The organism is Parabacteroides sp. ASF519, from assembly GCF_000364265.2.
Lineage (GTDB): Bacteria > Bacteroidota > Bacteroidia > Bacteroidales > Tannerellaceae > Parabacteroides > Parabacteroides goldsteinii.
This window is the reverse complement of the sequence record NZ_AQFV02000006.1, coordinates 5,052,109-5,069,107: the sequence shown is the minus strand read 5'-3', so window position 1 is coordinate 5,069,107 and position 16,999 is coordinate 5,052,109. Positions and strand designations below refer to the sequence as shown.

The 16,999-nt window shown below is 44.0% G+C and carries 9 protein-coding genes and 1 pseudogene; 9 read left to right on the top strand and 1 reads right to left on the bottom strand.

The window, feature by feature from the left end; translation table 11 throughout:
* Positions 1–2: 2 nt before the first annotated feature.
* Positions 3–860, top strand: a complete 858-nt coding sequence (gene tatC / locus C825_RS20310; RefSeq protein ID WP_010799940.1) for a twin-arginine translocase subunit TatC — start codon at positions 3–5, stop codon at positions 858–860.
* A gap of 103 nt (positions 861–963) precedes the next feature.
* Positions 964–3,180, top strand: a complete 2,217-nt coding sequence (locus C825_RS20305) for a GH92 family glycosyl hydrolase (protein WP_010799939.1) — start codon at positions 964–966, stop codon at positions 3,178–3,180.
* Positions 3,181–3,479: 299 nt separating this feature from the next.
* Here C825_RS20305 and C825_RS20300 read toward each other — a convergent pair whose 3' ends face one another.
* Positions 3,480–4,343, bottom strand: a complete 864-nt coding sequence (locus C825_RS20300; RefSeq protein WP_010799937.1) for an alpha/beta hydrolase — start codon at positions 4,341–4,343, stop codon at positions 3,480–3,482.
* A 137-nt stretch (positions 4,344–4,480) separates the two neighbouring features.
* Here C825_RS20300 and C825_RS27780 point away from each other — a divergent pair.
* The 7 genes and pseudogenes from C825_RS27780 to C825_RS20270 form a co-directional block, all read left to right on the top strand.
* Positions 4,481–5,550 (top strand): annotated as a pseudogene (locus tag C825_RS27780) (cation:proton antiporter); the annotation flags it as partial.
* 294 nt (positions 5,551–5,844) lie between these two features.
* Positions 5,845–6,741, top strand: a complete 897-nt coding sequence (locus tag C825_RS27775; RefSeq protein ID WP_350339014.1) for a cation:proton antiporter regulatory subunit — start codon at positions 5,845–5,847, stop codon at positions 6,739–6,741.
* Between the two features lie 103 nt (positions 6,742–6,844).
* Complete coding sequence (locus C825_RS20290) at positions 6,845–7,684, top strand: DUF5032 domain-containing protein (protein ID WP_010799934.1); 840 nt, start codon at positions 6,845–6,847, stop codon at positions 7,682–7,684.
* 149 nt (positions 7,685–7,833) lie between these two features.
* Complete coding sequence (locus C825_RS20285; protein WP_010799933.1) at positions 7,834–9,000, top strand: alginate lyase family protein; 1,167 nt, start codon at positions 7,834–7,836, stop codon at positions 8,998–9,000.
* A 48-nt stretch (positions 9,001–9,048) separates the two neighbouring features.
* A complete protein-coding gene (locus tag C825_RS20280; protein ID WP_010799932.1) occupies positions 9,049–10,293 on the top strand; it encodes a glycoside hydrolase family protein in 1,245 nt (414 codons plus the stop codon).
* A 26-nt stretch (positions 10,294–10,319) separates the two neighbouring features.
* On the top strand, positions 10,320–12,788 hold the full coding sequence (locus C825_RS20275; protein ID WP_010799931.1) for a glycoside hydrolase family 2 TIM barrel-domain containing protein: 2,469 nt from the start codon (positions 10,320–10,322) through the stop codon (positions 12,786–12,788).
* A gap of 83 nt (positions 12,789–12,871) precedes the next feature.
* Entirely contained in the window at positions 12,872–16,987 is a 4,116-nt protein-coding gene (locus C825_RS20270; RefSeq protein ID WP_010799930.1) for a hybrid sensor histidine kinase/response regulator transcription factor, read from the top strand.
* Positions 16,988–16,999: the final 12 nt, after the last annotated feature.

The window sequence follows — 16,999 nt, the reverse complement described above, 5'->3', positions numbered from 1 at the left end:
AAATGGAAGAATTGGAACAAGATGAAATGTCCTTCTGGGACCACCTGGAAGAACTTCGTTGGACTTTATTCCGTTCTATTCTGGCGCTCTTTGTTTTTGCTATCGGTAGTTTTGCTTTTATGCGTGATATCTTTAATCACGTTATCACGGCACCTTGTCGTTCCGATTTTATTCTTTATCAGTGGTTGTGTGAATTAAACCAATGGATGATCAATGTAAGTCCCTGGTTGGATGTATTGCCGGATTTCTGTAATGATGATTTTCATGTGGAGATCATCAATATCAAACTGGCATCCCAGTTCTTCACTCACATGACAACTTCTTTTTGGCTGGCTTTGGTTCTGACTTTTCCTTACTTGATGTATGAAGTATGGAAGTTTATCAGCCCGGCTTTGTATGAGAATGAAAAAAGGAATATTCGTTGGGTATTCTTTTTCGGAACAATTATGTTTTTCTTCGGATGTGCGGTGGGATATTTTATGGTATTCCCGATGACGCTCCGCTTTTTGGCAACCTATCAGCTGAGTCCTGACATTAAGGAACAGGTTTCCCTGGATTCGTATATGGATAACTTCCTGATGCTGATCTTTGTGATGGGGATTGTTTTCGAAATGCCGTTGGTATCGTGGTTGTTGTCGAAGCTGGGATTGCTGCACAGAGGATTTTTCCATAAGTACAGGCGCCATGCCATTGTGGGATTGCTTGTTGCCGCAGCATTTATAACACCAAGTAGCGATCCGTTTACACTGAGTGTCGTGTTCTTCCCGCTTTACGGTTTGTACGAGTTAAGTGCATTCTTTGTAAGAAAACCACCGGTAGAAGAACCGGATGAAGAGGACGAAGAAGAAAATGAAGGTTAATAAACCATAGACATTGGAATTTAGTTATAGAAAGAGACGTACATTGTTTAAATGTTACGTCTCTTTTTGTATATTTGTCAAGACTTAAACAATTTATAAACAAATGAGGCACATCACTTTATTGGCGGTCTCCTTGCTGGCTTTGATGGCCTGCACGCCGGAGAAACAACAGGAGGCGGATTATGCGCAGTATGTTAATCCTATGATCGGTACTGATTTTACCGGGAATACTTATCCGGGAGCACAGGCTCCTTTCGGTATGGTGCAGTTAAGTCCTGATAACGGGTTGCCCGGATGGGACCGTATCTCAGGTTATTTTTATCCGGATACGACGATTGCTGGTTTCAGCCATACGCATCTTTCCGGTACCGGGGCAGGGGATTTATATGATATCTCCTTTATGCCGGTGACCCGCCCGTATAAAGAGGCTGAAGCACCGCTGGGTATTTATTCCACTTTTTCACATAATGACGAGGCTGTTTCGGCCGGTTATTACCGGGTATTGCTGAAAGACTATAATATTAATGTCGAGTTGACGGCTACCGAACGTTGCGGTATCCAGCGTTATACGTTCCCGAAGGCAGAAGCTTCCGTTTTCCTGAATCTGAAGAAGGCGATGAACTGGGATTTTACGCTTGATTCTTATATCGAGGTGGTCGATTCCGTTACTATCCGCGGTTACCGTTTTTCACAGGGATGGTCGCCCGACCAACATGTCTATTTCCAGACCCGTTTCTCCAAACCGTTTGTAGCTTACCATATGGATACAACGGCGATTGTGACGAAGGATAAAGGCCGTATCGGTACTGCCTATGTAGCTCGTTTCGATTTCAATACGGAAAAGGACGAAGAGATTCTGGTGAATACGGCTATTTCGGGTGTGAGCATGGAAGGTGCGGCAAAGAACCTTCAGGCAGAAGTGCCGGTCAACGATTTCGACCGTTATCATACGGAGGCTGTCGCCCGCTGGAACAAAGAATTGTCGAAGATTGAAGTGAACGGCAATAATACGGATGACCTGGTTAAGTTCTATACCGCCATGTATCATACGATGATCGCTCCGACTATTTTCAGTGACGTGGACGGCTCGTACTATGGTCCGGACAATCAGATACATAAGGCTGACGGTTGGAATAATTATTCGACCTTCTCTTTGTGGGATACTTACCGGGCAGCCCATCCGTTGTATACGTATACGGACCCGAAACGTGTGAACGATATGATTCAGGGTTTCCTGAAATTCTACGAACAGAATGGCGCCCTTCCTTTGTGGAACCTGTATGGGCATGAAACGAATATGATGATCGGTTATCACGCTGTTCCTGTGATTGTGGATGCTTACCTGAAAGGAATCAGTACTTTTAATCCGGAACTGGCTTTACAGGCATGTGTTGCTACGGCGAACCGGGATGATTACCGGGGTATCGGGGAGTATAAGAAGTTGGGATATGTACCGGCTAACAGTGATCCGGAAAAATGGGAGAACTGGTCGTTATCCAAAACAATGGAATATGCCTACGATGACTATTGCATTGCCCGTATGGCGGAAAAGATGGGAAAGAAAGCGATTGCGGATGAATTCTATAAACGTTCACAGAACTATCGCAATGTCTATAATCCTGAAACGACCTTTATGCAGCCGCGTGATGAAAAGGGGAATTTCGTAACTCCGTTCAATGCAAAAGATTATACGGAAGATATCTGCGAAAGTAATGCATGGCAGTATTTCTGGTATGTTCCGCAGGATCTGGACGGCTTGATCGGTTTGCTGGGCAGCAAGGAGCGTTTCACGGAAAAGCTGGATAGCATGTTTACGTATGCTCCGGATGCGAAAGAAGACCTGCCAATTTTCAGTACAGGTATGATCGGACAATATGCGCATGGCAACGAACCGAGCCATCATGTTATTTATCTGTATAATAAGGTGGGACAACCCTGGAAGACGCAGAAGTATGTGGCTCAGGTTTTGCATGATTTGTATCTGAATGCTCCGGATGGTATCTGTGGCAATGAGGATTGCGGACAGATGTCGGCCTGGTTCGTTTTCAGTGCGATGGGATTTTATCCTGTCGATCCGGTAGGCGGACAGTATGAGATAGGAACTCCTTTGTTCCCGGAAGTAAAAATGCATTTGGCGGATGGTAAAGTATTTAAGATTTTAGCTCCGGGAGTAAATGCGGAGAATATCTATATCCAGTCAGTCAAACTGAATGGCCAGCCTTACGACAAGAGCTATATCACCCACGACCAGATCATGAGCGGCGCAACGCTTGAGTTTGAAATGGGAAATCAGCCAGGGCAGGTTTGGTATAAGAAATGATGAGTTGATGGGCAATAGTTCCATTATAGAAAACATGAGCCAATATGCCAATTTAGAAATAATTGAATTTAATGTATCAAGTATCTATATGGTCCACAGATGACATAGATAAAGCAGATGAGCACAGATCAATGTTTAAAATTAAAATAAAAATCTGTGCTCATCTGTCCAATCTGCGTCATCTGCGTGTTATTGTGAAGCTAAGCAGTAGCGTGTCTTCAGGCGCAGGAATGTGAGTATGTAATTGTTGTGCATAGTGGGGCGCACCGGTATGTTTCGGAGGATCTTGGTACTGATTACTATTGATTTCTCCGGAATGTTCCGCTGACAAATTCCAGGACGTTGGGCAATGCCGTGCGCCAGTATAACCAGGTATGTCCGCCGCCTCTGACACGAAATTCATGTTTCATCCCTTTCTCCCGCATGATCTTATGGGCCTGGAAATTACCATCCAGCAGACCGTCCTGGTCTCCGCAGTCGATGTAATAACGGATGCGGGGCAGATTCTCTTTATCCAGTTCGGAAAGCATTTTTAAGACGCTGTTTTTGTGCCAGTAATCCAGTCCGGGACCGAACAGGCGGCCGAAGAGGTCTTTGTGTGATTCAGCTTGGCGACGTTCCATCACGCTGTCGTCGAAAATAGCGGCACTAAGCGGGGCACAGGCGGAAAACATATCCGGATGATGCAGGGTGTAAAGGAACGAACCGTAACCTCCCATCGACAGTCCGGCGATGGCACGGAACTCTTTGTTACTGCGGGCGCGGTAGGTCTTTTCGATATGGGGGATCAACTCTTCAAAAAACATGTCTTCGTAGGGTACCTTTCCGTCGTATTGGTTGATATACCAGGTATCCCAGGCATCCGGCATGACAACGATCATAGGCACGGCCTGGTCGCTACAGATGGCACGGTCGGTAATTTCCTGCATCTGCCCGGTTTGTATCCACATGGTTTCATTATCGGTATAACCGTGCAGCAGGTAAAGCACCGGATAATAACGTTCGGAGCTGTTGTATCCGTCCGGGAGATAGATCGAGTAGGAGACTTCTTTTCCTAACTTTTTACTTTGGAACTTGACCGATTCATGAACGGTACTTTGTGCGAATCCTGCTAAATTAAAACAGAAACACAGAACAAGAAAGAGAATAATCTTGTTTTTCATATACTAACAGATTTAAGTAAATAGATAGATGTTTTTATTTATTTCTAGCAAAGTTATAAAAAAGCATTGGCTGTACTTGATAAAATACGGAAAAATGTTATTTTTGTTAGCTAACAGATTAATCAATAATATATTGTATGTCGCATTTACCTGATTTGATTTCCGATCTCGCATTGATTCTTATATCCGCAGGGATAATAACTTTATTATTTAAATGGCTGAAACAACCCCTGGTACTGGGGTATATCGTCGCCGGTTTACTGGCCGGGCCTTATGTACAGATTTTTCCTACGGTAGTAGACGTTGAAAATATTAATTTGTGGGCGGAAATGGGAGTCGTCTTCCTGCTGTTTGCCCTGGGACTTGAGTTTAGTTTCAAAAAGTTGATGAATGTCGGTTCTACCGCTTTTATTACGGCGATGACCGAGGTGATAACGATGCTGATCGTCGGTTATCTGGTCGGGCATCTGCTGGGATGGTCTACGATGAATTCCATATTTCTGGGCGGGATGCTGTCGATGTCGTCGACAACGATCATTATAAAGGCTTTTGATGATCTGGGGTTGCGGAGCCAGCGGTTTACGGGGATTGTGTTCGGGACGTTGGTCGTCGAGGACCTGGTTGCCATTATTATGATGGTCTTGCTTTCAACGATGGCGGTGAGCCAGGAGTTTGCCGGGGAGGAAATGATCGGCAGTATCCTGAAGGTCGCCTTTTTCCTGATTCTCTGGTTTCTGGTAGGTATATTTATTATTCCGGCTTTCCTGAAAAAGGTGAAGAAGCTGATGAATGATGAAACGTTACTGGTTATTGCCCTGGGCTTGTGTCTGGGAATGGTGGTGGTAGCGACGAAAACGGGTTTCTCGGCTGCTTTGGGGCCTTTATCATGGGGTCTATCCTCGCCGAAACGATAGAGGCAGAGCGCATCGAACATATTATCAAGCCTGTCAAGGATTTGTTTGGCGCCATCTTTTTTGTGTCGGTAGGTATGCTGGTCGATCCGGCTGTCCTGGTGCAATATGCATGGCCTGTCATTCTGATCACTTTGGTGACGATCGTGGGGAAGGCTTTCTTTTCGTCTTTCGGAGTACTTCTGTCCGGACAACCGCTGAAAACATCTATTCAGTCGGGTTTCAGTCTGGCTCAGATCGGTGAATTTGCCTTTATCATTGCGGCTTTAGGGGTGTCGTTGAAGGTGCTCGACGAGTATGTTTATCCGATTATCGTTGCTGTGTCGGTGATAACGACTTTTACGACTCCTTATTTTATCCGTTTGTCGGGACCGTTTGCGGAGTGGCTGTACAAGGTGTTGCCGGATAAGACGCGCGATTTTCTGGACCGCTATTCTTCGGGTACAAAAACGATTAACCATGAAAGCGACTGGCGTAAGCTATTAAAGATTTATGTAGGAAAAGTATTGATTCATTCGGTGTTACTGACGGCTATTCTGTTGCTGTCTACCCAGGTTATTCATCCGTTGCTGGTAGAAAAGTTTCCGGCGATGGATATGTGGGGGAGTATCGTTATGAGTGTACTGACGCTTCTTCTGATGGTACCGTTTCTGGCCGGATTGGTGGCGAACAAGAATAATTCGCCGGAGTTGTTTATGAGCCTGTGGAAGGATAATAAATATAATCATGGGAAACTGGTGGCGTTAGTGTTGTTCAGGGTGTTTGTCGCCATTTTGTTTGTTTCGATCGTACTGATTAAATATTATCATGTGCAATATGGCGTGGGGGCGATTATAGCAGTAGGAGTCTTGATCCTTATCATTCTGTTCCGCCGTGACCTGAACCAGTATTCCAGGCTGGAAGCCCATTTTCTTACTAACCTGAACCGTAGGGAAGAGGTCGACCGGAAACGTAATCCGTTGAAGACCAGTTTTAATAATCAGTTAAGTGATAAAGATATACACCTGGCCGTAGTACCGGTTTCCCCTTGTTCTCCTTATGCAGGGAAAGCGCTGTCGGACATACCGCTCAGAAAAGATTTTGGAGTAAGTATCGTAGAGATCATCCGTGGCGATCATAAAATCTATATCCCCGGTGGTTCCGATCATATTTATCCGCAGGATAAGGTGGTCGTAGTAGGGACCGACGAACAGTTGAAAGCCTTCCAGGCTAAGCTGGAAGATCAGGAGAACGGTTCCGATTGTTCGGCCGGGCAGCCGAAAGAGATTACGGTCAATTCGTTTGTAGTCGATGACAGTTTCCCGTTCCTCGGACAGAGTATCATGCAGTCGAACGTAGGACGGCGGTACAACTGCCTGATCGTTGCGATCGAACGTAACGGGGATTCGCTGATGACGCCGGATAACGATACGGTGTTCGAACCGGATGATCTGGTCTGGGTAGTGGGCGATAAAAATAAGATACAGCTGCTGATAAAAGGGGAGTGAATCCATGTTATTAAAATGTAGAGATTACTTAAAATTGGTTACTTCCGCCTTTATTTTGCCAAATGTTTTACTTTTGTGATGTTGAATTATAAAAGTAGAACTTATGAAAAAGTGTGTATGCTTGATGTTGATTTTAGTGATTGGTTTGATCTCTTGCGGAGATGATGATAAACCTTCTCTTCCGAAGTTGAATAAGTTAACAAAGATTACCTGTAAAAAGAATGGGGCCGATTTCCCTGAATATTCTTTGGATATAATTTACAATCAGGATGGTAATGTTAGTAAGATAACGACTTCCAAAGGTACTTTTAACTTGATTTATACTGGAAATAAGATCTCTGTGATCGATGCTTCAAATGTGCATACGGAAGATTTTCAGATAAGTGGAAATGTGGTCGTAAATAAGCAGGAATGGGCTATCAATGAATATGTCCCGAATGCGGAATATGTGAAGAATGAATATCGATATAAATATGATCGTAGCAATCTGACTGAAGCTGATTGGATTTTTCAACGTCCGTTGGAAGAAGGAGGATATAAGAAAAATGATCCGGTATCTTTGGATAAATATACGTGGACTAACGGGAATGTAACCGTTTATCAGTATCTTCCGCGTGATGAGGTGAGTTATACCTATGGTAGCCAGTTGTGCCCAGCCAATTTCCCGTTCCGTGTGCTAAATACATTGAGACCGATAACACCGGATTTAGTAAATCCTTTGAATTCGTTATACGGGACCTCTAACCGCAATTTACCGGAATCGGCCAGCCGTTATTCGTTGGGCGAGAGTAAAAATGGTGCTGAATATACTTTTCGTTATCAGACAGTCGGTGACTATATCACTGGCATGGTTATTACAGAAGATATAAAATCAGTAGAAGGTCTGGATGCCGGACAGAATACGTATGAATATTCTTTTGTTTATAATTATGAAACAAACTAAATAAGATCGGATAGTATTATCTGTCGGTATTGTATAATTATCTCATCAAATGTCATTTTTGTAACAAATCTGCAAGCTTTTGCGATAATATTAAAAACCGGAAAGAGATGCTTGGCGTAATTTTGGACAGAAAATAATCTGTCTATGCCATGAATCTAAAATTGTTATTATTAATTTCTGCAACAATACTTGTATGCTGTCGTTGTTCTGACGGAACGCGATTGCAAAAGCGGGTATCAGATTTGTTGCATACGGAAATTATAACCCGGGGAGACCTGGCTTTAACGCAAGAACCTGTCACCATTACTTCTTTTGTCGCTGAAAGAAGCGCCGGAGGGGTACACGATTTTTATTCGGAAGGTGATTACTGGTGGCCTGATCCGGTTAATCCTGACAGTGCCTATATCCGGCGTGACGGGGAAACGAATCCGGATAATTTTGTTGCTCATCGCCATGCAATGATCCGTTTCAGTTCGATTGTAGGAGACTTGACTTCTGCCTGGATCGTGACGAAAGATGAGAAATATATTGTACAGGCATTAAAACATATCCGTGCCTGGTTCATTGATCCGGAGACACGGATGAATCCCGATCTTCAATACGCCCAGGCAATAAAAGGAATTGTTACGGGCCGTGGAATAGGAATAATCGATACTATTCATCTGTTGGAAGTCGTGCAGTCACTGATCGTAATGGAACAGGCCGGTTTGCTTTCCTGTGAAGATGCCGTTGCTACCAAAGACTGGTTTTCCAACTATTTATACTGGCTGACGAACCATCCTTACGGAAAGGATGAGATGAATGCCAAAAACAACCATGGTACCTGCTGGGTGATGCAGGCGGCCCAGTTTGCAAAGTATACCGGGAATAGAGAGGTGCTGGACTTCTGCCGCGAACGTTATCAAACAGTTCTGTTACCGGGACAGATGGATACGGATGGCAGTTTTCCGTTGGAATTGGCGAGAACCAAACCGTACGGATATTCTCTCTTCAATCTGGATGCTATGGCAACAGTGTGCCATATCCTTTCCGATGATACAAATAATCTCTGGCAATATACAACGAAAGACGGACGGAATATGCAGAAAGGGGTGGCCTGGCTGTGCCCCTATATAAAGGATAAGTCTGCCTGGCCGTTTGAAAAAGATGTGATGTATTGGGATGAATGGCCGGTGGCGCATACCGCTTTGCTGTTCAGCGTCTGCGATACGCCTGATGAAGATTATTTCTCCCTTTGGTCGGAGCTGGAACATTTTCCGGAGAATGATGAGGTGATACGGAATTTTCCCCTTCGCCATCCGCTGTTGTGGTTGTGATTATTCTGTTTTAGTTATTATTGATTTATCTTATTTAGTTGAAGAAATATGAAATTCAAAACTCCTATTTTTCTGTTACTGGCTGCTATGGCTTCCTGTGGAATCGAGAAACCCGATCTGGTTCAGGAGAACTTTGCTTTTGCCGGAACACAATTCAAGCAGGCTTTTGTCGAGATGGATGCTGCCCGTTGTGCGGAACCGAGACAAAAGCAGGAATTACGTGATAAACAAAACCTGGGCCCGTTGGCCAGTCCGCGTAATGTCGAACCGGACGGTACGTTGCATATGGTTATTTCCCGCGATTGGACGAGTGGATTTTTCCCGGGGGAACTTTGGTACATGTATGAATATACCAGGGATGATTTCTGGAAAGAAAAGGCGCAGCAGCAAACTGCCTTGATCGAACGTGAGAAGATGAACGGCGGAACGCACGATATGGGCTTTAAGGTCTATTGCAGTTTCGGAAACGGTTACCGGCTGACGGGTGATGCGGCTTATAAGGATGTTCTGTTGCAGGCTGCTTATACCTTGACTACCCGTTATAAAGAGGGTGCAGGGATAATCCGCTCATGGGACCATAGCCGGGATAAATGGGATTGTCCGGTTATTATCGATAATATGATGAACCTGGAACTTCTTTTCTGGGCGTTCAGGACAAGCGGTGATTCTCTGTTTTATAATGTAGCCGTAAATCATGCCCGTACGACAATGAAGAATCATTTCCGCGATGATTACAGTTCTTACCATGTGGTTGACTATGATACGATTACCGGAGCAGTGCTGCATAAACATACGCATCAGGGATATGCACATGAATCGGCCTGGTCGCGCGGACAGGCCTGGGGACTTTACGGATATACCGTGTGTTACCGTGAAACGGGTTTGCCTGAGTTTCTGGAACAGGCGAAGCATATAGAGAATTATATCTTTTCCAGTCCGACATTGCCCGAAGACCTTGTTCCTTATTGGGATTTCAATGCTCCGGGAATACCCAATGAGCCTCGCGATGCTTCTGCTGCAACTGTTACAGCTTCTGCTTTATATGAGTTAAGCATGTATGACCCGGCTAAACGTCAGGATTATATTACAAAAGCAAATACAATCTTAGAGAACCTGTCAGCAAATTACCGTGCGGCAGCCGGCAAAGACAGAGGCTTCCTGCTGTTGCATAGCACAGGTTCTAAAATGCACAATGTGGAGGTGGATGTCTCGATTGTATATGCTGATTATTATTATCTGGAAGCCCTCCTCCGGAAACAGAAACTGGAAAAAGAAGGAACGGCAATATTGTAAATTAACTAATATAAAACGAATAAATAATGAGAAACATTCTTTTTTCCTGTCTTTTCCTGTTTTGTTGCTTTTTGATGGCAGGGAAAGTACCATCTAAACAAAAAATACGATTAACGGATAACTGGGAATACCTGAAAGGTGATCTGGGCGGAATCTGGGAAGTTGTGCGTCCTGCTTCACCGGGAAGTCCGGAGACAGTTCCTATCTGGCAAAAGGTCACTCTTCCCCACTGTTTTAATGCCGAAGATGCCGTAGATCCCGATGTGAATTATTATCAGGGACCGGGTTGGTATAAAACACTACTGACAATTGATAATCCGTATGCGGATGGCCGTGTCGTATTGGATTTTGAAGGAGCCGGACAGAAGACAAAAGTATATGTTTACACCACATTAGTCGGAGAACATACAGGTGGTTACGACGGTTGGAGTGTCGATATTACGGAAGCCGTGAAGTCATTTATGGCGGATGATAAGCTGGTGAAGCGTTTCAAAGGAAAAATACCTCTGTCTATCCGTTGCGATAACTCGCGCGATCTGGAAATGATCCCGTCCGATTTGTCTGATTTTAATCTCTACGGAGGTCTGTATCGTTACCTGAACCTGGTTTATCTACCGAAAGCCTCTTTTGAACAGATTCGCCTGGAACCGGAACTTTCGGCAAACCGGAAAGAAGGTTCTGTAAAAGTCAAAGCCTCTTTCTATAATCCGATGGATATACGGAAGGCGGATGTGACTGTCTCTGTATATGATGCAAATCGCAAACGGATATTTACTCAAACGATAGAAAATGTTCTGCCTCTTGGCAATCAATTCCTGACAGAAGTAAAAGTGAAGAACCCCGTCTTGTGGGACGTGGATTCTCCCAACCTTTATACTTGCGAATTGACTATAAATGCTGACGGACAGACATTGACAGCGGAAGAACGCTTCGGTTTCCGCCAATTCGAATTTCAGGAAAAAGGCCCGTTCTTCCTGAATGGCCGGCGTCTTTTGCTTCAGGGAACGCACCGCCATGAAGATCATGCCGGAGTAGCTCAGGCAATGACTGAAGATATGATGCGTACGGAAATGCAGCTGATGAAGGATATGGGTGTAAACTTTATCCGTCTCGGACATTACCAGCAATCAGATATTATCCTTCAACTTTGTGATTCATTGGGTATCCTTGTCTGGGAAGAAATACCCTGGTGCCGCGGAGGCCTGGGAGGTCCGGTATATAAGGAACAGGCCCGCCGTATGCTGACTAATATGATCGATCAGCATCATAATCACCCGGCCGTTATTATCTGGGGACTGGGCAACGAAAACGATTGGCCCAACGATTTCAGTGAGTTCGATAAAGGGGCTATCCGTACTTTTATGAAGGAATTGCATGACTTGGCTCATAGTTTGGATGATACACGCATGACGGCTATCCGTCGTTGCGAGTTTTGTAGTGATATAGTGGATGTTTATTCTCCTTCTATCTGGGCGGGATGGTATCGTGGGGTATTTACCGATTATAAATCCGTTTCGGAACAGGAGATGCAGAAGGTAAAACGTTTCCTGCATGTGGAGTGGGGAGGAGACAGCCATGCCCGCCGTCATTCAGAGAATGTATTTGCCAATCTGAAAGGTATTGAGTCTGGTAATGGTGCCGACGAACGTGCCGGGGATGCTTCTTTATACGGAGGTGCCGCCCGTGCATCGAAGGATGGCGACTGGTCGGAAAGTTATATTGTCCGCCTGATCGACTGGCATCTGAAAGAGCAGGAAACAATGCCGTGGCTGACTGGGGCTGCTTACTGGCCGTTCAAGGATTTCTCAACTCCTGTTCGTCCTGAAAATCCGGTCCCGTATGTGAATCAGAAAGGGGTAATAGAGCGTGATTTCACTCCGAAAGAAAGTTATTATGTCTTTCAGTCATACTGGACGACTGAGCCTATGGTACATATTTACGGGCATAGCTGGCCGGTGCGCTGGGGTAACCACGGAGACCGCAAAGAAATATTGGTCTATTCAAACTGCGACGAGGTGGAGTTGTTCATGAACGGTGTCAGCCAGGGTGTGAAGAAACGCAACAGTCAGGATTATCCGGCGGCCGGACTGCGTTGGAATTGTGTATATGAAGAAGGAAAGAACGAGATCCGTGCTGTGGCCGTAAAAGGAAAGACAAAGATTACGGATGAGATCAGCCAGGAATATCAGACGGCAAAATGGGGAGAAGAAGCCTCTGTTACAGTACATATCGTATCACGTGAAGGCGATATGGCGTTGTTGGAAGCTCAGCTTTACGATAAGGAAGGCGTTCGCTGCCTCGATTCAAAAAAGTATATTGAATTTGAACTGGTAGGTGATGGAACATTGATTCAGAATCAGGGAACATCTACCGGCAGCCGTAAGGTTCAGGCCTATAACGGCAGGGCCCGCATCAAAGTAAATCTGAATAAAGGAAAGAGCATAGTAGCCGTTAAGTCAGAGGGGATACCGACTGTATTTATGGAAATACAGTAAATCTGATTTGAATGTTACTTTTCTCTTGATCATTAACCAAAACTTTTACTATTTTTGTTCTACATAAATCAGATACAACAAGTATGATCAGGAAATCTTTATCTATACTATTTCTAATCCTTTCCGTACTAACACTGTATGCAGAAAAGACAAACTATCTGTATTCTTTTAATTCAGATCTGAATGAAGGGATTTCCCAACTCTCTGTGATGACTATTTATCAGGATTCGAGAGGATATTTGTGGTTTGCCACCAAAAACGGACTGAACCGTTTTAATGGAAAAGAATATAAAATCTATCATCGGGAAGACGGAAATGAGCAGAGCCTGTCGAATAACTCCGTCACCTCCATTACCGAAGATCAGGAAGGTTACCTCTGGGTAGGAACCAATAATGGACTGAACCGGATAGATCTGAACACAAATGAGATTAAACGCTATAACCTGGAGACAAACGGATTGGTTGCCAATAGTATTTCTACGGTATACACCGACCGTTCGGGTTGTCTGTGGGTTGGAACCTGGGAGGGGTTGAATCGCTATAACAGGGAGGGAGACCATTTTGAATATATCCCTATAGAAGATGATACTGAAAGAGCAATGATAGTGACTTTGCTGGAAGATAGCTCAGGCAGATTTTGGATCGGTACAAGAAACAAAGGATTGCTCCTATGTGACCATCAGATGAATCTGATCAGTCAGTTTACGAGTGAATCTAAAAATATGCCATTGAATAACAACAATATTACTTCCATTTATGAAGATGATAAGAAGCAGATATGGGTTGGCTGTAAGAATAGCGGATTGAATAAAATCAATCTGCGTGATAACGAGGTGACCTCATATACTAATTTAAACAGCGGATTGAGCAATAACTCGGTGCGTTGTATAATCGAATGGCAGGGGAAGTTGCTGATCGGTACGTTTGATGGCATTTTTGATTTGGATAAAGCGACCGAACGGATTGTAAAGGTGGCCGGTTACGATGATATAAACAAGTCGTTGAGCCATTATTCGGTTTATTGTTTTTGTGTAGACCGGGATAAAACGCTGTGGGTCGGGACATTTGCCGGAGGGGTTAATTATCTGAATAAATTCACAAACCGCTTTGTCCTTCATAAACCGCAGGAAGAATTGAATATCAGGACTGGTATTTACGGAGCGATTACGTATGAATCTCCTGAAGATTTATGGATAGCAACGGAAGGGTATGGATTATTGAATTATAATAAGCGGACGAATGAGTCACATTATTACCTGATCGATCCTTCCGTCCGGTTCGCATTTAATACGAATATCATTAAATCCGTTTTTTACGAAGACGGCTATGTCTGGTGCGGAACGACTAAAGGGGAAATCTACAAGTTTAATATCAAAACCAAAAAGTTTTCCTTGTATCATCAGTATCCGATTGAATATTCCATCTATTCTATCATTCGCGATCATAATGGTGTTTTGTGGGTGGGTGGCGCATCGACCGAATTTGGACTGACCTGTTTTGTGAATGATTCCCTGGTTACTACCTTTTGTAATAATGTAGATGAACCGATCTATTTTTCAAATGTACGTTGTATTCTGGAAGAAGAAGACGGTGTCTTTTTGCTGGGAAGTACGGCCGAAGGATTGCTCCGCTTCGATACGCATAAAAAACAGCTGACAAAATATTCCAATGAGGCTTCTGTTGAGAAATACAGGATTCCCAATAACTATATATCGGCGATTGTCCGGACTAAATCCGGTGAGATATGGGGATCAACCTACGGAGGTGGTATTTTTCAACTGGATGAATCGAAAGCGATCCGGCGGATAATGACTGTCAGGGAAGGTTTGCTGGACAATAATATCTGTACGTTGGTGGAAAGCAGCGATCAGCGGTTATGGATGAGTACGGTAAACGGCCTGATCATGTTTGATCCGGCGAAAGATGAAGTCAGGAATTATCATCGTCATAACGGAATAGATATTCGTGAATTTACATTGCATAGTGGCATCGCCTTGCCGGATGGAAGTCTTTGTTTTGCCGGAAGCAACGGTTTTGTGACATTCCATGTGGAGGCGATGGATAAAAATAATAATATTCCGCCTGTGGTGCTGGAGCAATTATCTGTAAACAACCATCCGGTGGAAGTCGGCGATGAGTCTGCTATCCTGGATAAAGTATTGGACGGCATGGAAACGATCCGCTTGGCTTATAATGAAAATAACTTTTCAATCACTTACCAGGCCTTGAATTATATTTATGCGACGCAAAATCAGTATGCTTATAAACTGGAAGGATATGATACGGATTGGAACTATGTAGGAGAACGTAATTCCGCATTTTATACCAACCTGAGTCCCGGCAAATATGTTTTTCTCGTAAAAGCCTCTAATAATGACGGTGTCTGGAATGAGGAAGGACGTTCATTGATTATTATCGTGCAGCCGCCTCTGTGGAGGACCTGGTATGCTTATCTGTTTTATGTTATTGCTTTAGCGGCTATTATTTACGGAATTCTTTATTATGTAAATATCAAACGTAACCTGGAAGCCGGGCTGAAGATGAAACAACTGGAGAAACAAAAACAGGAAGAATTTCATCAGGCAAAGATACGCCTGTTCACAAACTTCTCTCATGAGTTGCGTACCCCTTTAATGCTGATTATCACTCCGTTTGAAGAACTGGTCAAACGGGTGGATATTCCGGCAGAGTTGCATGACAAGCTATCCATTATTTATAAGAACGCCCAAAAACTTTTGCTTCTTGTCAATCAGCTGATGGACCTGCATAAGAACCAGGCGGGTAGCATGGACCTGAAGGTAAGTGAAGGAGATATCTGCGAATATATCAAAGAAATCTATTATGCGTTCAATCAGATTGCTTTGACCAATGAAGTCAAATTCACCCTGAATTGTACTCCTAAAACGATCAATGGCTGGTTTGATAAATCCCTCTTGGAAAAAGTTGTCTTTAACCTCTTGTCGAATGCCTTCAAATATACGGCTTCCGGTGAATCTGTTCTTATGGAGGTGTCGGAAGTAACCTTGAAAGAACTGGACCCGAAACGGACCGACGGATTGTATAAAGATGAAAATAGTCAGTACGTAATCCTGAAAGTCAAAGATTCCGGTAAAGGGATTGAAGAAGGAGAGGCGGATAAGATATTCACTCCTTTCTATCAGATTCCTGAAACGTCCGGTATTAATTTGTCGGGGACAGGTATCGGCCTGAGTCTTGTTTATACGATTGTACAACTCCATCGTGGGGTAATTTATGTGGATCATACGGAAACAAAAGGTGCTTGCTTTGTCGTTATCCTTCCGGTATCCCGTTCGGCATTCTCTGAAGAACAGATAGAGAGCAGGGAAATAGATAAAATTGCGGAAATAACGAATACGGAGGATATATCGGTCTCGTTGCCGGTGACGGAGAATAAAGATCAACCTAAATATAAGATTTTGCTGGTCGAGGATGATAAGGATGTACGTGATTATCTGAAGAAAAGCCTGGAAGCCGAATATATTGTCATTGAAGCAGCCGATGGGGTGAGGGCTTACGAAAAAGTAGTGCAGGATTTCCCAGACCTGGTACTTAGCGATATCATGATGCCGAAGCGCGACGGACTGGAACTGTGTACGATGATCAAGAATGACATCCGCATCGGACATATCCCGGTTATTCTGATGACTGCCCGTTCGATGGTAGTCCATATCAAGGAAGGATTCCAGGCGGGAGCGGACGATTATATTGTGAAACCATTCAATATGGACGTGTTGCAGACACGTATCCGCAGCCTGCTGGCCTCGAGGGAGCAATTGAAAAAACTCTATGGAAAACGTTTCTCCCCGGATGTGATGGGGATCGAGGTGAAGTCGGCCGACGAACGTTTCTCCCAGAAACTGTTTGATGTGATCGAGAAAAACATATCCAATGAAAAGCTGGATGTCGAATTATTATGCACGGAAATCGGTATCAGTCGTGCAAATCTCTATCGTAAACTCAAATCCATCACCGAACTTTCACCGATGGAACTGATCCGTAACAAACGCCTCGAGATGGCGGCAAAATTGTTGAAAGAATCCGAAATGAATGTTTCTGAAATTGCGTCACATCTTGGATTTAACAGTCACTCTTACTTCTCCAATTCCTTTAAGGCTTTTTATGGATGCACTCCCACTGAATTTGTGCAGATGAAAAACAATCAGGAACAGGGCTGCTGATAAAATCGTATC

Coding starts and splice junctions, on each gene's coding strand:
- C825_RS20305 (WP_010799939.1), top strand. CDS start 964: ATGAGGCACATCACTTTATTGGCGGTCTCCTTGCTGGCTTTGATGGCC.
- C825_RS20270 (WP_010799930.1), top strand. CDS start 12,872: ATGATCAGGAAATCTTTATCTATACTATTTCTAATCCTTTCCGTACTA.
- C825_RS20290 (WP_010799934.1), top strand. CDS start 6,845: ATGAAAAAGTGTGTATGCTTGATGTTGATTTTAGTGATTGGTTTGATC.
- C825_RS20300 (WP_010799937.1), bottom strand. CDS start 4,343: ATGAAAAACAAGATTATTCTCTTTCTTGTTCTGTGTTTCTGTTTTAAT.
- C825_RS27775 (WP_350339014.1), top strand. CDS start 5,845: ATGGATATGTGGGGGAGTATCGTTATGAGTGTACTGACGCTTCTTCTG.
- C825_RS20275 (WP_010799931.1), top strand. CDS start 10,320: ATGAGAAACATTCTTTTTTCCTGTCTTTTCCTGTTTTGTTGCTTTTTG.
- tatC (WP_010799940.1), top strand. CDS start 3: ATGGAAGAATTGGAACAAGATGAAATGTCCTTCTGGGACCACCTGGAA.
- C825_RS20285 (WP_010799933.1), top strand. CDS start 7,834: ATGAATCTAAAATTGTTATTATTAATTTCTGCAACAATACTTGTATGC.
- C825_RS20280 (WP_010799932.1), top strand. CDS start 9,049: ATGAAATTCAAAACTCCTATTTTTCTGTTACTGGCTGCTATGGCTTCC.